The organism is Novosphingobium sp. FW305-C-30-35 (assembly GCF_058783135.1).
Map to the genome: position 1 here is coordinate 105,685 of NZ_JBYSYJ010000002.1, position 19,066 is coordinate 124,750.

11 protein-coding genes and 1 pseudogene are annotated in these 19,066 nt (G+C 62.4%); 7 read left to right on the forward strand and 5 right to left on the reverse strand.

Annotated features, from left to right (window positions below; genetic code table 11):
* Window positions 1–5 precede the first annotated feature (5 nt).
* The 5 genes from AC3WLM_RS17330 (at window position 6) to AC3WLM_RS17350 (ending at window position 8,193) form a co-directional block, all read left to right on the forward strand.
* Window positions 6–2,810 (forward strand): DUF3857 domain-containing protein, encoded by a 2,805-nt coding sequence (locus tag AC3WLM_RS17330; RefSeq protein WP_492478216.1) that lies wholly within the window; start codon window positions 6–8, stop codon window positions 2,808–2,810.
* Window positions 2,811–3,092: 282 nt separating this feature from the next.
* Entirely contained in the window at window positions 3,093–5,474 is a 2,382-nt protein-coding gene (locus AC3WLM_RS17335; protein ID WP_492478217.1) for a TonB-dependent receptor, read from the forward strand.
* Window positions 5,474–6,226 (forward strand): SDR family NAD(P)-dependent oxidoreductase, encoded by a 753-nt coding sequence (locus AC3WLM_RS17340; protein WP_492478218.1) that lies wholly within the window; start codon window positions 5,474–5,476, stop codon window positions 6,224–6,226. The genes AC3WLM_RS17335 and AC3WLM_RS17340 overlap by 1 nt, the downstream gene beginning before the upstream one ends.
* Before the next feature lie 4 nt (window positions 6,227–6,230).
* Window positions 6,231–7,316, forward strand: a complete 1,086-nt coding sequence (locus AC3WLM_RS17345; RefSeq protein WP_492478219.1) for a DUF1214 domain-containing protein — start codon at window positions 6,231–6,233, stop codon at window positions 7,314–7,316.
* A gap of 64 nt (window positions 7,317–7,380) precedes the next feature.
* Window positions 7,381–8,193, forward strand: coding sequence for a DODA-type extradiol aromatic ring-opening family dioxygenase (locus AC3WLM_RS17350; RefSeq protein ID WP_231735401.1), 813 nt, complete (start codon window positions 7,381–7,383; stop codon window positions 8,191–8,193).
* Between the two features lie 4 nt (window positions 8,194–8,197).
* On the opposite strand, the gene AC3WLM_RS17355 is transcribed toward AC3WLM_RS17350, so the two are convergent.
* Both AC3WLM_RS17355 and AC3WLM_RS17360 read right to left on the reverse strand, forming a co-directional pair.
* On the reverse strand, window positions 8,198–9,430 hold the full coding sequence (locus AC3WLM_RS17355; RefSeq protein ID WP_492478220.1) for an SLC13 family permease: 1,233 nt from the start codon (window positions 9,428–9,430) through the stop codon (window positions 8,198–8,200).
* Window positions 9,431–9,456: 26 nt separating this feature from the next.
* A complete protein-coding gene (locus AC3WLM_RS17360; protein ID WP_492478221.1) occupies window positions 9,457–10,989 on the reverse strand; it encodes a malonate--CoA ligase in 1,533 nt (510 codons plus the stop codon).
* Between the two features lie 93 nt (window positions 10,990–11,082).
* On the opposite strand from AC3WLM_RS17360, the gene AC3WLM_RS17365 reads away from it, so the two are divergent.
* A complete protein-coding gene (locus tag AC3WLM_RS17365) occupies window positions 11,083–11,769 on the forward strand; it encodes a GntR family transcriptional regulator (protein ID WP_062343285.1) in 687 nt (228 codons plus the stop codon).
* A 216-nt stretch (window positions 11,770–11,985) separates the two neighbouring features.
* A pseudogene (locus AC3WLM_RS17370) lies at window positions 11,986–14,226 on the forward strand (TonB-dependent receptor).
* Between the two features lie 147 nt (window positions 14,227–14,373).
* On the opposite strand, the gene AC3WLM_RS17375 reads toward AC3WLM_RS17370, so the two are convergent.
* The 3 genes from AC3WLM_RS17375 to AC3WLM_RS17385 form a co-directional block, all read right to left on the reverse strand.
* Window positions 14,374–15,144 (reverse strand): SDR family oxidoreductase, encoded by a 771-nt coding sequence (locus AC3WLM_RS17375; RefSeq protein ID WP_062343498.1) that lies wholly within the window; start codon window positions 15,142–15,144, stop codon window positions 14,374–14,376.
* Between the two features lie 110 nt (window positions 15,145–15,254).
* Complete coding sequence (locus AC3WLM_RS17380) at window positions 15,255–16,901, reverse strand: EAL domain-containing protein (RefSeq protein ID WP_492478222.1); 1,647 nt, start codon at window positions 16,899–16,901, stop codon at window positions 15,255–15,257.
* Entirely contained in the window at window positions 16,901–19,063 is a 2,163-nt protein-coding gene (locus AC3WLM_RS17385; RefSeq protein ID WP_492478223.1) for a sensor histidine kinase, read from the reverse strand. The genes AC3WLM_RS17380 and AC3WLM_RS17385 overlap by 1 nt, the downstream gene beginning before the upstream one ends.
* Window positions 19,064–19,066: the final 3 nt, after the last annotated feature.

Below are 19,066 nucleotides of genomic sequence, written 5' to 3' on the forward strand. Positions count from 1 at the left end.
TTTGCGTGCGCAATAGATTCGCGCTGTTCGTTGTCGGTCTTCTTGCCACTACTGCACCGGCACTTGCCGGAGAGACCGTCCTTTACGGCCCAGCGCCGAAATGGGCCGAAGTGCGCGATGCTGCAAAGATCGACACCGCGGCGAATACCCCGATCGCCCTGCTCGACGTGCAGCAGCGTATCGAAGGCGAGACGCTGCGAGTCTATGTCGATCAGGCCTTCAAGCTGGGGAGCCCGGAATCGCTGACACAGAGCGGCACGAGTTCAGCGGTGTGGATGCCCGACAAGGGCGATCTGACAGTTCATCGCGTCGAGATTCTCCGCGCGGGCAAGGTGATCGACGTGCTCAAGGGCGGCGCGCGCTATCAGGTGTTGCGACGGGAGCGAGGGCTGGAGCAGCGCCAGATCGACGGCATGTTGACCGCCACTCTCGCCGTTCCCGGGCTGCAGGTCGGCGATGTGGTGCGGATTGCCTATAGCCAGACCATGCGCGACAAGGCGTTGCAGGGGAAAGTGCAGATCGACAGCGGTCTCTTGACCCTGCCGCTCGAGGCAGGCTTTGCACGCACCAGCGTTTCCTGGCCCGAAGGCCTCGCGGTAAAGTGGCAGGCGGGCCCGTCGGCCGGCAGCCCGACCGAAAGTGTCAAGGACGGCTGGCACACCGTGAACGTGGCGCTGCCACTGGCAAAGCGAGAGGAGATGCCGCAAGGCGTGCCATCGCGCTTTACCCGGCCGCCCACGCTGGAAGCCACCACGTTCGGCAGCTGGGAAGAAGTCTCGCGGGTGTTCGCACCGCTCTATTCTACGAAGGACGCGATTGCGCCAGGCAGCCCGCTGGCAGCAGAAGTCGCCAAGATCGAGAAGCAGAGCGCGGACCCGCTGACCCGCGCAGCTCTGGCCACACGGTTGGTACAGGATCAGGTCAGCTATCTGCTGAACGGCATGGCCGGCGGGAACTACGTGCCGCAAGCCCCTTCGCTGACCTGGACCTCGCGCTACGGCGATTGCAAGGCGAAATCCCTGCTCCTGCTCTCCTTGCTTGAAGCCTTGGGGATCAAGGCAGAGGTCGTTGCCGTCAATAGCCAGACGGGCGATGCCGTGCCGGAATCGCTGCCGATGCCCGCAGCGTTCGACCATGTCATCGTGCGCGCCGAGATCGCAGGGACGACCTATTGGCTCGACGGTACTGCAACCGGCACGCGGCTGCAGACGCTGGCCGATGTCCCTCCGTTCCGTCATGCGCTGCCGATTCGGGCTGAAGGCGCAACGCTCGTGGCGATGGAACCGCGCGTGCCCCAGGCACCGATGGCCTCCGTGAAGATCACGATCGATCAGCGCGCCGGGGTCGAGATGCCGGCCTTGATCTCGGCGACTTCGACTTTTTCAGGGATGCTGGGCAGCAACCTTGGTGCCGCGTTCGGGCAGGCCAGCGAAGAACAGAAGAAGCAGATGATCAAATCCCTGGCGGACTCGATCTTCAAGGACCTGACCGACGACGGCGGCATCATCACTGGCGGGACAACCGCGTTCGACAGCGAGACCGGGACGGCCACCGTTACCATCGATGGCATGGTCATTTCCCTTTTCCTGGACCGCGATGGCACCAAGCGCATGGACATGCGCGGCCTGGGCAGTGCCAGCGCCTCCTTCGACCACGATCGCAGCCGGGCAAACTGGAAGGCGATCCCCGTCAACCTTGGCCGCGCGGAACGAGTGCGAGAGGAGATCGAAGTTCTGCTCCCGGCTGACGAGCCGGGTTTCAAGTTGGGCGGAAGGGCCGAATACGAGGCAACTTTCGCTGGAACGACCGTGACCCGGAAGGGGGCGCTCGAAGGTCAGCGCTTCACCATCAGCGAAGAGCGCGCCTCGCTTGGCGGTGAACTGCCCGCTTCGGAAATACCCGTGGAAAAGGCAAAGGCGCTGCGCCTGCGCAACACGGTGCCATTCCTTGTTGCCCCTGTGACCGCAGCCCGCGCATGGCGCTATCAGCAGCCAGCGCTGAAGGCGCGCATCGCGCCGATCGAGGCAGCCTACGAAAAGGCGCTGGCGCGGGAAACCGGCGATGCGCAGAGCGATCCCTTGGCGCGCCGTGCCGATCTGCGGGAATCCGTGCAAGATCTGGATGGGGCGCTGGCCGACTGGGACAAGGTAATCGCTATGGCGCCCGATGCCTGGACCTACGGCAGGCGCGCCTTCACCAAGCGGCAGATGGGTCGTTGGGCCGATGCGATCGCGGATCATCGTGAGGCGTTGAAGCTGGCACCATCGGTCTCCAACGCCATCTCACTGGCTGGTGCCCTCGGCCGCGAAGGCAAGACTGACGAGGCGCTGGCCCTGCTCACCGAATACGACGACATGGGCGACGAACACACCGGCGTCGTCCTGACCCGTGCGGACATTCTGGCTTTCGCAGGGAAGGGGGCGGATGGTTTGAAGGAGATCGACGGGCTGATCGAGGAGAAGCCCGGAGACACGTCGCTGCTCAATGCTGCTTGCTGGTATCGGGCACGTTTCCGGGTGGATTCCGACGGTATGATCAAGGCTTGCAACCAGGCGGTCGAACGGGCTTCCAATGCTGCCGCCGTGCTGGACAGCCGGGCACTGGCCTGGTTGGCGCAAGGCAACCTGCAAAACGCGTTGGCCGACGTCGAAGCTGCTCTGAAGATCTCGCCGTCCCAACTCGCGTCGCTTTATCTGAGGGCCTGGATCGGCAACGCCATGGGCAAGCCGGATGCGAAGGCCGATCTTGCCTACTTTCGCAAGGTCGCGCCGGGTTTGGTGCAGGATTACGCGCGCTACGGCTTGAAGTAACGCGCAAGCCTGTCCCCGTGCCGCGTCATGCCGGCAAGGCGCAGTCCTCCCTACGTTTCTCCTTGAAAAGCGGCAGTGCTGCTGCGCGTCACCGCGCGTGCACGTAGGGCAAGCCGTGAACTGCAAAAATGCGTGCTTTGCGCAACACTCGCCAGCGAGTGCGACGCATTTTGCCGAAATACAGAGTTTCCAGTTGCCATCCTCGCTGCATATGCGTAGATTAAGTCCGAATTGATTGCGCGAAAGCGCATCGGAAAGTATCCTGGAGAGGGAGAGGACATCGTGAGGAAACTGCTCGCCGCTACGGCATTGAGCTCGCTCGCCTTTGTTGCAGCACCGGCATTCGCGCAAGATTTGCCGCAGGATTCCGCGCAAGACACTGCTGCCGAAAATACCTCGGGTATCGGCGAGATCGTCGTCACTGCGCAGAAGCGGGCCGAAAACATCCAGAACGTGCCGATCGCCATCTCGGCGGTGAGCAGCCAGTTCCTCGAGACGCGCGGGATCACCTCGATCGACAGCCTCGGCTCGATCGCGCCGAACGTGAAGTTCGAACGTGCGCCATCGAACAAGACGATTTCGCAGATCGCCATCCGCGGATCGGTGACGATCAACCCGGCCGTGACCTGGGAACCTGCCGTCGGCCTTTACCTGGGCGGCGTCTACATTGCCAAGGCGCAGGGTTCGATCTTCGACGTGGCCGACCTGGAGCGCGTTGAAATCCTGCGCGGTCCGCAGGGCACGCTTTATGGCCGCAACGCGCTGGCCGGTGCCGTCAATCTCGTGCCCAAGGCGCCGAGCGGCGAACTGGGCGTGAAGGGCGAGCTGACTTATGGGAACTACGATTACTGGAAGGGGCGCGCCGTGGTCGATCTTCCGGCGATGGGGCCCTTCTCGCTCAAGCTTTCGGGCCAGATCCAGAAGCGTGACGGCTTCATCAGGCTGACGCCCAATCCCTATCCCCAGGCGGTAGCCGCGGGCCCTGCGCGCACCGGTCGCACCAACGACCTCGACGGCAAGAGCGGCATGGTCCAGCTGCGCTTCAAGCCTGAAGGCAGCAACTTCACCGCCGACTACATGTTCGACTATTCGAAGTTCGATCAGCGCCCGGACTATGCCCAGCTGGTCCGCGTCAACCGCAATGGCCTTCCCCAGGACATCTTCGATCCCAACTCGCCCGGCTATGCCAACGGCGGAGCGTTCTTCCCGCTCAACCTCTATGACCGGGCCGACCGCCAGTCGACCGCATCGCTCGACGCCAACCCGCTTTACGAACGTTCGCGCACTTATGGTCACGCGCTGACCCTCACGCTCGACCTCGGCGGCGCCACGGTCAAGTCGATCACCGCCTACCGCAATCTCAAGTGGGCGGACTCGCTCGATCTTGATGGCTCGCCGCTGCCGGTGGCGCTGACCCAGCGCGATACCAGCTTCCACAGCTGGAGCCAGGAACTGCAGGTTTCGGGCCAGACGATGAGCGACAAGCTCAAGTACGTCGCGGGCGTGTTCTACTACAAGGAAAAGGCCGAAACGCTCGGGCCGCAAAGCTTCTTCGGCGGCGGTGCGTCTTACCAGTCCGACTACGGATCGAACACCGAGGCGTTCGCCGTATTCGCGCAGGTCGATTACGACATCACTGATGCCCTGAAGCTGACGCTCGGCGGGCGCTACACGCACGAGAAGAAGGATGTGCGCCGCTTCCTGCGCATCAACTTCGATCCGGCAAACGGCATCTTCGCCCCGTTCGTCGCGGCGAACATCCCCTATGGCGGCGTGCCCGATGCCAAGTACAACCGCTTCAACCCGGCGATCACGCTGGCCTATCAGGCAGACGAGAACATCAATCTCTACGCTCGCTTCGCGCAAGGCTTCAAGTCGGGCGGCTTCAATGGCGAAACCAACGACTTCCGCCAGCCGACGGCGGCTTGCCCGACCGGCGCATTTGAGCTGTGCAACCCCTATCGCCCGGAAACGGTCGACAGCTACGAAGTCGGCATCAAGACCAAGCTGGCCGATGGCAAGGTGATCTTCAACGTCGCCGGCTTCTGGGACGAGCACAAGGACATCCAGCTTTCGGTCTTCACCGCCAACGGTGCGGCAGCCTCGGTCGTCAAGAACGCAGCTGCCGCGCGCATCCGCGGCTTGGAAATCGAGACGGTGATCCGTCCGGTCGACGTTCTGACGATCAACGGCTCGCTCGCCTTCCTTGACCCGAAGTACAAGAGCTATATCGAGGCAGTGGGCGGTGTGGATACCAACGTCGCCGACAACCGCGCCTTCCCGCACACACCCAAGACCACCGCAGCGGCCGGCGTCGATCTCCGCGTGGCGCAGGGTGACTGGGGTCGCTTGAACATCAACGGCGACATCAACTACGTCTCCAGCTACTTTACCTTCCCTTATGCTCTGGTGCCGCCGAGCCCTTCGGACCAGAACGCTAACAACACCAAGTCCAGGGGCCGCACCATCGTGAACCTGCGCGCCGCAGTTTCCGAAGTGCCGCTGGGCGGGGCGAAGGCTGAACTCGCGCTGTGGGTCAAGAACCTGACCAAGGAGCGCGATCCTTCCAACTTCATCGACTTCGGCCCGGGCTTTGGCGGCCTGACGGTCGGGTATTTCCCCGATCCGCGCACTTACGGCCTCACGCTGGGCGTGAAGTTCTGATGCTGTTCGCAGGGAAAAAGGCGCTGGTAACCGGTGCGGCATCGGGCATCGGCCGCGCCACCGCTATCCGCTTCGCTGCCGAGGGCGCGTCGCTGACCATCGGTGATCGCAATCTTGCGGGGCTTGAGGAAACGGCCGCGATGATCGCCGCCGCTTCGGGCACGGCGCCGGTGGTGCAGGCCTACGACGCCACCGACTATGCCTCGTGCCGCGCGCTGGTGGACACCGCCGCGCGCGAAGGGCTCGACATCGTCTGCAACATCGCTGGCTTGCTGAAGTGGGGGCGCTCCGAGACTTTTGCGGCAGAGGACTTCGACCTGCTCATGCACGTCAACGCGACGAGCGTCTTCGTGATCTGCCAGGCGGCGATGCCACACCTGCTCAAGAGCAAGGGCACCATCGTCAACACCGCGTCCACCGCCGCGCTGCAGGGCCAGCCCTACAACGCTGCCTATTCGGCCTCGAAGCACGCGGTGGCGGCGATCACCAAGGGGCTGGCCATCGAATATGCTGCCGCAGGTGTTCGCATCAATGCGATCTGCCCCGGCCATGTGATCACGCCGATGACGGAGAACACCCCTCCGCCCGAGGGCGTGGACTGGGCGCTGATGATGCGCAACGCGCCCAAGTTGCTCGACGGTTCGTGCGCGCCAGAAGACATCGCGGAAATGTTCGCCTTCCTCGCCAGCGACAAGGCGCGCAAGATCACCGGATCGCTGTTTACCGTCGACGGCGGACAACTGGCAGGATGACAGCATGACAGACCTTTCCGCCGAAGCCAGCAACCTCAGCCACGTCTGGCGCCGGTTCTGCAGCGAACTGGCCGAGGCGGGGGAGGTTCTGGCACGCCCATCGAGCCCGACCAGCGCACTCGATCAGGCCGAGGGTCTGCGGTATCTCAGCCGTCTGGCGCGCACCGCGCTCAACATGCTGGTCGACAGCGCGGACCCGGATTTTCCGCGCCTGTTCCTGTTGTGCGACGACAAGATCAAGATCGGCGCCGACAACCCCGACAACCTCTACCAGCAGTGCGTGGTGCGGGGCGATCGTACCTATCGCATCACCGGCAAGCGCAATACGGTCCCCTACTTCTCGATCGGCAGCAAGGCCAACCGCTATGCCATCGACGGGACGATGGCTTCGACTGGCGAGATCGAATTCGCGCAGATGGAGTTCGGGCCTGACGGCACCTTCGAGATCGTGGTCAGCCGCGATCCGCAGCCGGGCAACTGGCTGCCGATGGCAGTCGACACCACCTTGCTGATCGTGCGCCAGACCTTTGACGACAAGCAGACGCAGACCCCTGCCGACATCAAGGTGGAACGGATCAGTGATGGACCGACAGCGCCCGCGCTGCTCACGCCCGCATTGATCGAACAGCAACTCATGGCCTCTGCCGCATGGGCGCGGGGCACGGCCAATACCTTCGCCAACTGGTCCGAATGGTTCAAGGCGCATCCCAACCAGTTCTACGATGCGCCGCAGGAGATTTTCTGGAAGGCGGGCGGCGATCCCAATATCTGGTACGGCCACTTCTACTTCGACCTCCAGCCGGGCGAGGCGCTGGTGATCGAAACACCGGTGCCGGACTGCCGCATGTGGAACGTCCAGATCGACAACTGGTGGATGGAATCGCTCGACCACGTTCACCAGAAGGTGTGGCTCAACAATTCGATGGCCAGGCTGGAGCCGGACGGCAGCGTGATCGTGGTTTGTGCCGATGCTGATCCGGGGTTCGGCAACTGGGTCGATCTTGCCGGGCATCGTTCCGGCACAGGCCTGTGGCGCTGGTTCAACGCAGCCGAGAACGTGGTGCCCAGGATGCGGGTGGTGAAGCTCTGACGATCTTGTCGGGCGCCCCAGCAGGTGCCATCTCGGCCACTGAATACACCGCCGGGAATGACAATTGACCCAGACTGCAGACCGCCTTCCGACGTTCTTCCTCAACCATGGCGGCGGCCCGTGGCCATGGATGGACGGCCCGATGCGCCGGGCATACGACCAGCTTGAAGGTTCGCTGCAGGCTGTCATCCCATCCTTGGGGGCCATGCCCAAGGCCATCCTCGTGGTTTCGGCACACTGGGAAGAGGCGGTGCCGCACGTTTCGACCAACGCGGCGCCACCGATGCTTTATGATTACTATGGCTTCCCAGAACACACCTATCGCATACGCTATCCCGCTCCCGGGAGTCCGGAGCTAGCCGGTCGAGTCAGCCAGTTGCTACGCGCCGGGGGCATGGACTGTCGCGGGGACGCGAAGCGCGGCTTCGATCACGGCACCTTCTCGATGATGCAGCCGATCCGGCCCGAGGCGGACATTCCAGTTGTCCAGCTTTCAGTGCTGACCAGTTTCGACGCCGCCGAACACATCGCCATGGGCCGCCTCCTTGCGCCGCTACGCGAGGAGGGCGTGCTCGTATTGGGCTCGGGACTGTCGTATCACAATCTGCGCAATTTCGGGGTGAAGGGACAGGCGGCGTCGCATGCCTTCGACCGCTGGTTGCGCGACAGACTTTCCGGGGTCGATGGCGATCAGCGTGCGATCGCGCTCGAGCGGTGGATGGATGGGCCTGCGGCCATGCAGGCGCATCCGCGGCCCGAGCACCTGCTGCCCTTGCATGTCATCGCCGGAGCTGCCGGAGCAGATCCATGCAGCGTCCAGTTTCACCAGGACGATTTCTTCGGCGGCCTTGCCGTGACCAGCTTCCGGTTCGGCTAGACGATCAAAGGCCGGGCAATCCGACAAAGGCGGCCCATGCCAGCATCGGCCCGATGCCAACGATGATTGCGGCATAAAGCAGCAGCTTGCGCAGCATGGCAGGGCGTTCGTCTTCGGGCGCATTGCCGACGATCAGCGCGCCGTTGGTGGAAAACGGTGAGGTATCGACGATGGTGTTGGCAATGCAGATCGCCGCGACGACCGGCATGACGGCGATGTGACCGCCAGCGAGAACGGGCAGGCTTAACGGGATGATGACCCCTAGCAGCGCCGTCGACGAAGCGAAGGCCGAGACGACGCCGGCAAGATAGCATAGCAGAAGAACTGCGAGACTGGCCGATCCGACCTGCCCGATCAGTGCGCTGATTGCATCGAGCGTGCCGATTCTGTCGAGCAGGGTCACGTAGATGACGATGCCTGAGATGAGCAGGATGGTGGACCAGTCAACCTGCTTGAGCGCACCCTGCTGCGTACGCGGCGCAACCATGGCGAGCGCGAGGATCACTATGAGTGCCATGAACCCGATCTCGACCTTGAACAGCAGCGCGCCGGCGGCGAGGGCCAGCAGGCCGGCAAGCGTCCACGCCCCATCGCGGTCGAGCACCGGCACTTCAACATGGCCTTCGTGGTTCGTGCCTGCCACCGCCTCGCGCCGGGCATAGAACAGCCAGACCATGAGGGCGATTGCGGCATTGAAGGCCGCGCTGGCGATGAACAGGTATTGCGCATCAGGCTCGATGCCGCTGCCGGTGAGGACCTTGGCGGTGATGCCGCCGTAGATCGAGATGGGCGAGAAGCTTCCCGCCTGGGCGCCGTGGACGACGAGCAGGCCCATCATCAATGGCGAAAAGCCGTGGCTGCGCGAAAAGCGCATGGCAATCGGGGCGACGATGGCGACCGCAGCAGGTCCGACAGCGCCAAGCGCCGTCAGCACGCCGGCGACGATGAATACAAGCAGCGGCAAAAGCGCCGTATGACTGCCCAGCAGCCCCGCCGCGCGCGCCACCAGCCAGTCTATCGCGCCATTCCTGCTGGCAATCCCGAACAGATAGGTGATGCCGAGCAGGGTCAGGAACAGGTCGGCAGGAAAGCCTGCCAGAACCTCCTTTACCGGCAGTCCTGCGCCGAATACGCCAAGCGCCAAAGCTGCTGCGAAGCCGATCAGCCCCATGTTTACCGGCAACCACACTGCCGCCACGAAGATCGCGACCAGAATCGCGATCGACAGGATCAACATCTCTCATTCCCCTCCCGCACGTTGCCCTAGCTGGCGAAGAGTGCGGCATATTCCTGTCTTAGCAGTGCCTTCTGCACCTTGCCCATGGTGTTGCGCGGCAATTCATCAACGAAAACGACCGCGCGCGGCTGCTTGAAGCGGGCCAACCTGTCAGCCAGAGCGGCAATGACCCTATCGGCATCGAGTGTCGGGTCGGTCGCCTTCACCACGGCAACGACGGCCTCGCCCATGTCGGCGTGGGGCACGCCGATCACCGCGCTTTCGGCAATGCCGGGGATCTCGTCGAGCACGGCTTCGGCTTCGGCCGGATAGATGTTGAAGCCCCCGGCGATAATCAGATCCTTGGCACGGCCGACGATATGCACATAGCCTTGCGGGTCGATGTAGCCCAGGTCGCCGGTGATGAAGAAGCCATCGTCGCGGAATTCCTCGGCAGTCTTCTCAGGCATCTGCCAGTAACCGCGAAACACGTTGGGTCCTTTGACCTCGATCACGCCAATCTCGCCCTGGGGCATTTCGACTCCGCTTTCGGGCTGGGCAATGCGCAAGATTACGCCCGGGAGCGGGAATCCTACGCTGCCCGGCTTGCGCTTGCCATCATAGGGATTGGAAGTGTTCATGTTGGTTTCGGTCATGCCATAGCGTTCGAGGATCGCTTGCCCGGTGAGAGCGGCAAAATCCTTGTGGACCTCCGCCGAGAGGGGCGCCGAACCTGAAATGAAGAGGCGCATATGGCTGACAAGCTCGCGAGTGAAACCGGCATGGCCCAATAACCGCGAATAGAAGGTCGGCACCCCCATCAACACGCTTGCCTGCGGCATCAGCCTGACAAGTTCATCAGCATCGAACCGCGGCAGGAAGATCATCGCCGAGCCCGCCGCGATCGTGACGTTGGTTGCCACGAACAAGCCGTGCGTGTGAAAGATCGGCAGGGCATGAAGCAACCTGTCGGCGCTGGTGAAGCGCCAATAATCGAGCAGGGTCAGCGCATTCGAGGCCAGGTTCGCATGGCTCAGCATTGCTCCCTTGCTGCGCCCGGTTGTGCCGGAGGTGTAAAGGATCGCAGCGAGGTCGTCCGGCTGCGGAATGTGGCGCGGGAACGCTTCGGGCTGGCCTGCCGCGGCCGCGACGAGCGTTCCGCCGGTGCCTTCTGCGTCGAGCGTCAGCAGCGCAGGCAGGCCAAGCTCGCAGCACAAGTCCGACATGGCCGCCTCATCAGTGGTGCGGCACAGAACGAGGGCGGGGCGCGCATCACCAAGGAAGTAGCGCAATTCGCCTATCGTATACGCAGTGTTGAGCGGGAGGTAGACAGCGCCCGACAGCAGCGCGGCCAGCCAGGTGAGCAACGCTGTCTGCGATTTCTCGACCTGGACCGCCACACGGTCGCCCGGCATCACGCCATTGGCGCGAAATGCATGGGCGATCTGGGCAGCGCGAACTGCGGCGCTACGGTAACTCAGCTCTGCTCCATCCGGACCGATCAGGAAGGGTGCATCTGGTTGAGATTCGCAATGGCCCAGAAACAGGCTGAGGATGTCGTGCGGCGCACCGTAAGGCAATTGGCAGGTCCTTGAGCAGGACTCGGGAACAGGTTGTTTCCGGAGTGTGTATATGCAAGAATTCCATAATCACACTATCGGGCATGCATCAACATGATTTCGGAAAATGACCACGCCGGCGGGATGCTGCGTTCGGAGCGCATCCGCCTCGCGCTTGCGGACGAAATTACCAGCGGCATTCTGGCGCCCGGCACCCAGCTGGACGAGCAGCAACTGGGCGACCGGTTCGGCGCCTCGCGCACGCCGGTTCGCGAAGCCTTGCGGCAATTGGCCGCGGAGGGACTGGTCGAGATGCGACCGCGGCGCGGTGCGGTCGTGGCCGCGATGACGGCAGAGCGGGTGTTCGAGATGTTCGAACTCTCAGCGGAAATCGAAGCGCTGTGCGTGCGCCTGGCGGCGTGGCGGATGACCCCTCTCGAACGTAGCGCGCTGAGGAAAATCCACGAAGAATCGGCCATTTTGGTGGAGAATGGCGATGTGGAGGAGTACGACCGACTGAACTGGCGGTTCCACGATGCGATTTATGAAGGAACCCACAACACCTTCATCGTGGAACAGGCAAAGCTCCTTCGTGAGCGCATGGCCGCCTTTCGCAGAGCGCAGTTGCGACAGGGGGGACGACCCGCGCGGTCGCGCAACGAACACGGCGAACTGGTCGAGGCCGTAATGCGTGGCGATGGGGAAGAAGCGGCCAAACTGATGCGTGCGCACATGTTCAACGCTTCGAACGCGCTCGAAGGATACGCTCGCCTGTTCACCAGTCCCGACGTGCAAGGCTGACGATACCCTCAACAAGGCCAGTGGGAACTGGCAACAATTTTGGCTTGCGCTGTCAAAACAAGTATGCAAGGCAAGAGGCATAACGACCGCGCGCATACATTGCAGCGGCTGAGAGGGATGCCAGAACCAAGCCACAGGGGCGATATGTGAGCCCTGGCGCCCCCTCTGCTGACAGCGCTGTCGATAAGGGTGCAGGTTTCAAAAGGGAGGATTACGATGAGAAAACTGCAGTTCGCGTGCCTGGCATCGGCACTGTCTCTGGCGGCTACGTCCGCCTACGCGCAGGATGCCAGCGAGGCGCCGACAGATGGCGACATCGTCGTCACGGCAAACCGCACTTCGTCGCTGCTGTCCAAGACCCCGATTGCAATGACGGCTGTCGGCGGTGACGATCTGATCGCCTCGGGCATCACCAACCCGACGCAGCTTGAGGAAAGCGTTCCCAACCTGTCTATCGTGCGCGGCAACGGCCTGCAGATCACCATTCGCGGCGTGACCAGCACCGACGGTACCGAAAAGGGCGATCCTTCGGCGGCCTTCATGGTCAACGGCGTCTATCTGGCGCGTCCGCAGGCTCAGGAAGTCTCGTTTTTCGACATCGAGCGCGTAGAAGTGCTGCGCGGCCCGCAGGGCACGCTCTATGGCCGCAACTCGACGGCCGGCGTGGTCAACATCCTCACGGTTCAGCCCAAGTTCGAATTTGGCGCACGCGCCGATGTTTCCTACGGCAATTTCAACGCGCTGAATGGTACTGCCGTCATCAACGTCCCGGCTGGCGAAACGATTGCCTTCCGCGTTGCCGCGAACATCGACCAGCGTGACAGCTATCTGATCGATGGCGCACCGAACGATGGCGTGACGCTCAACAAGTTCAAGGATAACAAGTCTGTCCGCCTGTCAGCACTGTTCAAGCCGACCCCGGACCTCAGCCTTCTGCTTGTCGGTGATTACAGCAAGGTGAAGGGCAACCCCACCAACGGTGTTCCCACCACGCAGTTCTATAGCAACATCACGAGCGGCGGTCGCCAGAACTTCAGCGCGCCAACCTATCTGGGCGCCGATCCCGATGTCGCCCGCACGTTGAGCCGCACGCAGGCGCAGCAGGCCTTCCGCAACAACGAGGAAAAGGGCGTGATGGGCGAGCTCAACTATACGTTGGGCAATGTCACGCTGACCTATCTCGGGTCATACCGTGAATCGGAACGCAAGGAATTCAGCAACGCCGCCAATGGAGCGTTCTCGGCGGACTTTGCGGGCAAGTACTGGCAAACCTCGCAGGAAGTCCGTCTCGCTTATGGTGGTGATGGCCCGCTGCAGGCGCAGATCGGCGGATACTACTTCAAGGAAAAGTCAGGCATTGCCTTCTTCCTGAACAATCTGCTGGGTGCCAACACGCGCTTCGGCTTCCCGCAGGACCCGACAATTGCCGAGAACAAGTCAGTCTTCGGGCAGGCAACCTATGAAATTGTCCCTGACCTGAAGATCACGGGCGGCGTCCGCTACTCGCACGACCTCAAGTCGCGCGTCGGCAACACGGTGGTCGATTACTACGACAGCATCGGCACATCCTATAGCATCGGCAACTTCATCCGCCGCCAGATCAACCAGAACAACGATGCTTAGCGCACCTTCAGCCGTGTGACCTGGCGGGCGGGGGTCGATTACGACACGTCGCTCGGCCTGATCTTCGCGTCGGTCTCCACCGGTTACAAGGCAGGTGGCTTCAACGATGGCTGCGAGATCGGCAAGGGTGCCAACTGCGCATTGCCCGCAGAAGCGCTTTACTATGATCCCGAAACCCTCACCGCCTATGAAGCAGGCTTCAAGTTCCGCTTCAGCCCGGCATTCCGCCTCAACGGCACGATCTTCCATTATGACTATGCAGGCCTGCAGCTTTCGCAGCTGTCCGACATTTGCGGTGGGCCTTGCCAGGTTACGACCAACGCTGCGAAGGCGAAGGTTGATGGCGTGGAGCTTGATGCCCAGATCCAGCCTTCGGATCGCTTGACGGTCAGGCTGGCACTGAACTGGCTCGATGCCCGATATGACGAATATGCTCCTGCATACAACGATACTTCGGTCACGCCGAATGTACGCCGCTCGGTGAATTTCGCCGGTCGTGCGCTCAATCGCAGCCCGAAGTGGAGCTGGGTTGCCGGGGCGAACTATGTCCTGCCGGTGGGCGAAGGGCGCATCGTATTCGACGCACAGACTGCGGCCCGCAGCCGTTACGAAGTGACCGACCTCGCCAACTTTGCCTACTTCTACCAGCCGGCAGCGACGAAGACCGACGTCTCGGTGACTTACAGAGCGCCGGAGGATCGCTTCTACTTCGCCGCATTTGCCGAAAACCTCGAGAACAACCTCGTGGTAACCGGAGCAAGCACCGGGCTGTTCGGTGCTGTCACTTTCGCCGATCCGCGCACCTATGGTGTCCGTGCCGGCGTCAAGTTCTGACGGGAGAAACTCCCTCGCCGACTGGCATGAGGGCAAGTCGGCAAACGGGCGGGCGGGGCTATCTGGCCTCGCCCGTTCGCATTCCAGAATCTCGGAACGATAAGTTTCCGGAAGCCCCCGCCTCATGGTTCCCTGTGGATCTTCGGCTCAGCTTTCCACGCGGGGTTCCACCTGAATCAGCGAGACAGCTGTGCGGCGAGGCTGGGTCAGCATGAAGTGCGTGGCAACCGCAATGTCTTCTGCACGAAGCATCTTCTGGGCATTGATGGCCTTGCGCTGATCTTCGTCAGAGTACTCCGGATACTGGAAGTCGGCACCGGTCAGCCCCGGTTCGATCAGGCCGACCTTGATGTCTTTGGGTGCCATTTCTTCCCGGAATGCGGCGGCAAAGCCCTGGACGCCGGACTTTGCCGCGACATAGACCGAGCTGCCCTTGCCGCGAGAGACTGCCGACATCGACCCGATCAACACGATGTCGCCACCGTTGCCCATCCGCCGCGCCGCTTCCCGCGATGCAACCACATAGGCGACCAGATCGGTTTCCAACTGATAGCGCAGTTCCCCTTCGTTGACGTCCATCGGGGTCTGCGCGGGAACTGCAGCGTTGATGATTGCAACATCGATCGCACCGCCCAATGCTGCGTCGGCAGCACTCCAGAACCGGCGCATGTCCTCAGGCCGTGCCAGATCGACCGCAACGCCATCGCCCTTTCCGACGTTGTTGATCCGCTCGAGCGCATCGGCAAGATGCTGCTCGTCGCGGCCGCAGATAAATACGGATGCTCCTTCGCTGGCCAGAAGCACGGCGATCGCGCGGCCAATTCCCGTTGTACCTCCGGTAACGACCACCCGCTTGCCATCAAGGCTCGGTTGCTCGGTGTGCGCATCGTCGAGATCGAGGGCAATTTGGCCAGACATGAAATTCTCCGCGTCAGCAGCTCCGACAGAATGCCGGACGCTCGCAAGAGAACTGCATGAGATGGGCGGCGGTTTCCCGGATCAACCGGCTTCAGCCAGCATCCGTCGCATCAGGAGGATGGCCACGCTTGCAACAGCTGGCAATACTCGTCGAAACGGGGGGGTTTCGAGATGACGAAACCCTGCAGCGTGTTGCAGTCGTTCTCTGCCAGCCAGCGCCGCTGTGACTCCAATTCGACACCTTCGGCCACCGTTTCCAACCCCAGCATCTTGGCCAGACCGATGATGCCCAGCACGATCTTCTGGTCGGGGCCAGACTCCGCCACGCGCTGCACGAAGCTGCGGTCGATCTTGATGGTGTCCACGGTGCAGGCCTGCAAGTGGGCGAGCGAGGAGTAACCAGTGCCGAAATCGTCCAGAGCAACGGCGATGCCGCGGGCATGCAGAGCCTTCACGATGGAATCGGCCTGTCGCGTATCGGTAATGACCGACGTTTCGGTCACTTCGACCTCGAGAAAATGCTCACTCGCACCATAATCGGCAAAGATCCGCGAAATCCTGGCGGGCAGATCGGGGGTGAATTCGGATGCACCAATATTGACCGCCAGGCGAGGGGGGAGGCCCTTCTTCACCAGAGCCAATTGCGCGACCGCTGCTTCGCGCAGGACCCAGTCGGTCAGATGCGAAAGCAGACCCGCGCGTTCGACCACGGGTATGAATGTTGCCGGAGAGAGATGCCCGAGCAACGGGCTTTCCCAGCGGACCAGCACTTCGGCCGACAAGGGACGTCCGCTCTCCGCGCAGACCTTGGGCTGATAGCAGACGTGCAGCTGGCCCTGTTGCAACGCCGTTATCAGCTCGGCACGGATCGAACTGGCCAGACGCATGTCGGACATGGCCGCCCCTTCGAGCTGGAGCAGTCGCCCACCACCCTCGCGCCGCAGAAGCCGCGCGGCTTCCATCAGACGTTCAAGCAGGGGTTCCCCGCACTTTGCCATGCCGATCTCGGCCGTCACCGCCGAAAGGGAAAGACGCGACCGCACCCAGGTCAAAGGCTTGCTGTCGCGAACCTTAAGTTCGACCAGCGGCTGCAAGGCTTGCTCCAGAACAGCGAGGCTGTTGCCGATCACCGCCCAGGCATGGCCGTGCACTTTGAACACTTCAAGACCGGCCCGCCTCGCCATCCTGTCGATCAAGGTCTGGATCCGGCCTTCGCCTTGCCCTTCGAACCTGCTCGCCAACTCGGGCTGGCTGTCGATCTTCACCACTGCCACCGCTTCGCCCGGTCTGGCGCGGGAAAGTCGGGCCAGGAAAGTCGCACGTCCGTCAGGGTCCGGTTCCTCCCGGGCTGCGGCGTGGCGCTGGGCGGCATTCTGCAGGTGGCTTTCGACCGTGGCGATCAACAGGTCATAATCGACTGGCTTGACCAGATAGTCATCTGCCCCTGCACGCCGACCCGAAATCATTGTCGTGCGATCATTGAACGCGGTCAGAAACACGAACGGAACAAGCGACTGCGCATTGCGGCGCGCCCTCAGGGTTTCAAGAAGCTCGATGCCGTTCATCCCAGGCATCTGCACGTCGCAGAGCACGAGATCGGGCAATGCTTCGTCCATCCGGGCAAGCGCGGCCTCGGCGTTCTCCGCCTTGTCGATCTGGAATCCGTGGTCGGCCAGTTCCTCTGCAATGTCGCGCAGGATCTCTGGCTCGTCCTCGACACAGAGAACACGGAAGTCCTTGGGTGAGAATGCACTCATCACGCCGCCTCCCAGAATTCGGTCGTCGTGACCGTCGCCAGTGGCAGACTGGAACTCACCACTGTCCCTTGTCCAGGCGTCGACTGGATGTCGAGCAGCCCGCCGTTGGCGTCAATCAGGCTGTTGGCAAGATAGAGGCCCGTGCCGGCGCCGGGAACGGCCGTGCTGTTCGACCCGCGATAAAAGCGCTCGCGCACCAGGGGGAGCTCCTCAGCCGGGATGCCGGGGCCCTGGTCATGCACCGATATGATGCAACGCCCTTCTTCGATCTGCGTTTCGATCCACACCTTGCCGTCTCTCCGCGAGAATCGGCAGGCGTTTTCGAGGATAGCGACGAGCGCGGAGTGGATCAGCTGGCGATCGACAAACAGGGCCGTGCGCTCGACGTCGTCGTTAATGCGAATTTCAATGGCGCGCTCACTGCCTGCCGAGGCAACCGCTTCGCGCAGAACACCGCCCAGAGCAACCGCTGCAGGGCGGCACGTCGTCTGCCCTTCTTCCATGCGTACCAGTTGCAGCGCGCTTTCCATCACGTCACGGATGCGCGAAACGGCGCGGCGGATCATGTCGGACCGTTCCACGACGGTGTCTTCCGTAAGCCGTGACGCCCGCCGCTTCAGGATCTGGCCGCTGCTATCGATCACGGTGAGCGGCGTGCGGAATTCGTGGCTGAGGATGTTGATGAACCGCCTCTGGCCCGTGGTGATGCGGCGTTCGGTATCATACGAACGACGCACTTCGGCTTCCTGGGCCACGATCCGTTGATGCGCTTCGCCAAGCTTCTGGCCCATTTCCACCAAACGGCCTGAAAGGTTGTCGACTTCGCTCACGCCGAACTTTGGCGCGGTCTGGTTGTATTCGCCTGCACCGATCCGGTCCATGAGCTGCTCCACTTCGCGCAAGGGCCGGGCAAGGCGTCGGCTCATCACCCGCGCGCGCCAGACGAGGAAGGCGAAGAACACCACGTAGAAGGCAAGCAGGATCAGCAGCATGATCACGCCGACAGTGACCAGTTGATCGTGCAGCGAATTGGCGTCAGCCAGGATCTGCGAAGCGGGTGCCAGCACCACCAGCGTCCAGCCAGGACCAGCAACCCTGGCATTCGTGGCCAGCATGTCGCGGCCGCCCAGCATGACGTGGCTTATCCTGGAGGAGCCACTGCCGACCGCCTGCGCAAGTGCCTTCAGTTCGGGGCGGCGGGTGATGTTGAACTGGTCCGGCTTGAACGTATCGGACCGTATCGCATCGGCGTACTTGTGGTCCTTGAGTTCGGTCAGCCCAAGATCCTTTTCGCCTGCCGGCGGCAGGGCGAGGATGGTTCCGTCTCGCCCCACCAGCATCGCGTAGCCCTGCCAGGGCAGGTTGAGCGAGAGGATGCGGCTGACCACGGTATCCAGCGTCATGTCGATCCCCACGACGCCCTCTAGCCGCTTCTCGCTGTATACCGGCGCAATCGACGAGACCATCCAGCCCGAACCTGCCGGATCGACATAAGCATCGGTCCAGACCACCTTGCGTTGCGGGTTATGCTGCGCATCCGCTTCGTAGTAGAAGTTGTACGTGGGGATGTTCATTTTCGGCGCGTACTGGCTCAGCACGTCGAAGTAGGGGTAGATGCGATTGTAGCTGTCCCAGGTATTGAGATAGACCTGCCGCACCAGCGGCGATGCAGCCTTGATGTGGCGCATGGTGTGATCGAGCCGCGTGGAGCGCCAGACCTTTTCGATCTCATCCGCGCCGACGGGATGATAGCCGCTGTAGAATGCGGCAGCATCGTCGGGGCGCCCTCGTGTTGTGTGAAATACCCTGTCCGAACCGATGTGATACCGTGCCTTTTCCTCTGGGGGCGGATCGTAGGGCGTAGCCAGCGCTTCGCCAGCTTCCGCGCTAAGAAGGCGCGTCATGCCTTCGACACCACCGAGAGTGGCGGTGATGTTTGCCGATTCACGCGCGGCAATGTCCGTCAGGTACTTCTCCGAGACCGCCGTTACCGTCGCGACATTCTGCTGATACGTGAAGTTCCCCGTCGCCCAGTAGCTCAACAGAAAGCCCAGTTCGATCAGGCAAAGCGGTATGACGGCGGTACGCAGATAGGACGCGCCGAGCCAGCGGGCTAGCGTGGTTTGCCTGCCTTGACCTTTTCGTGCGAGTCCTGCGAACACCCG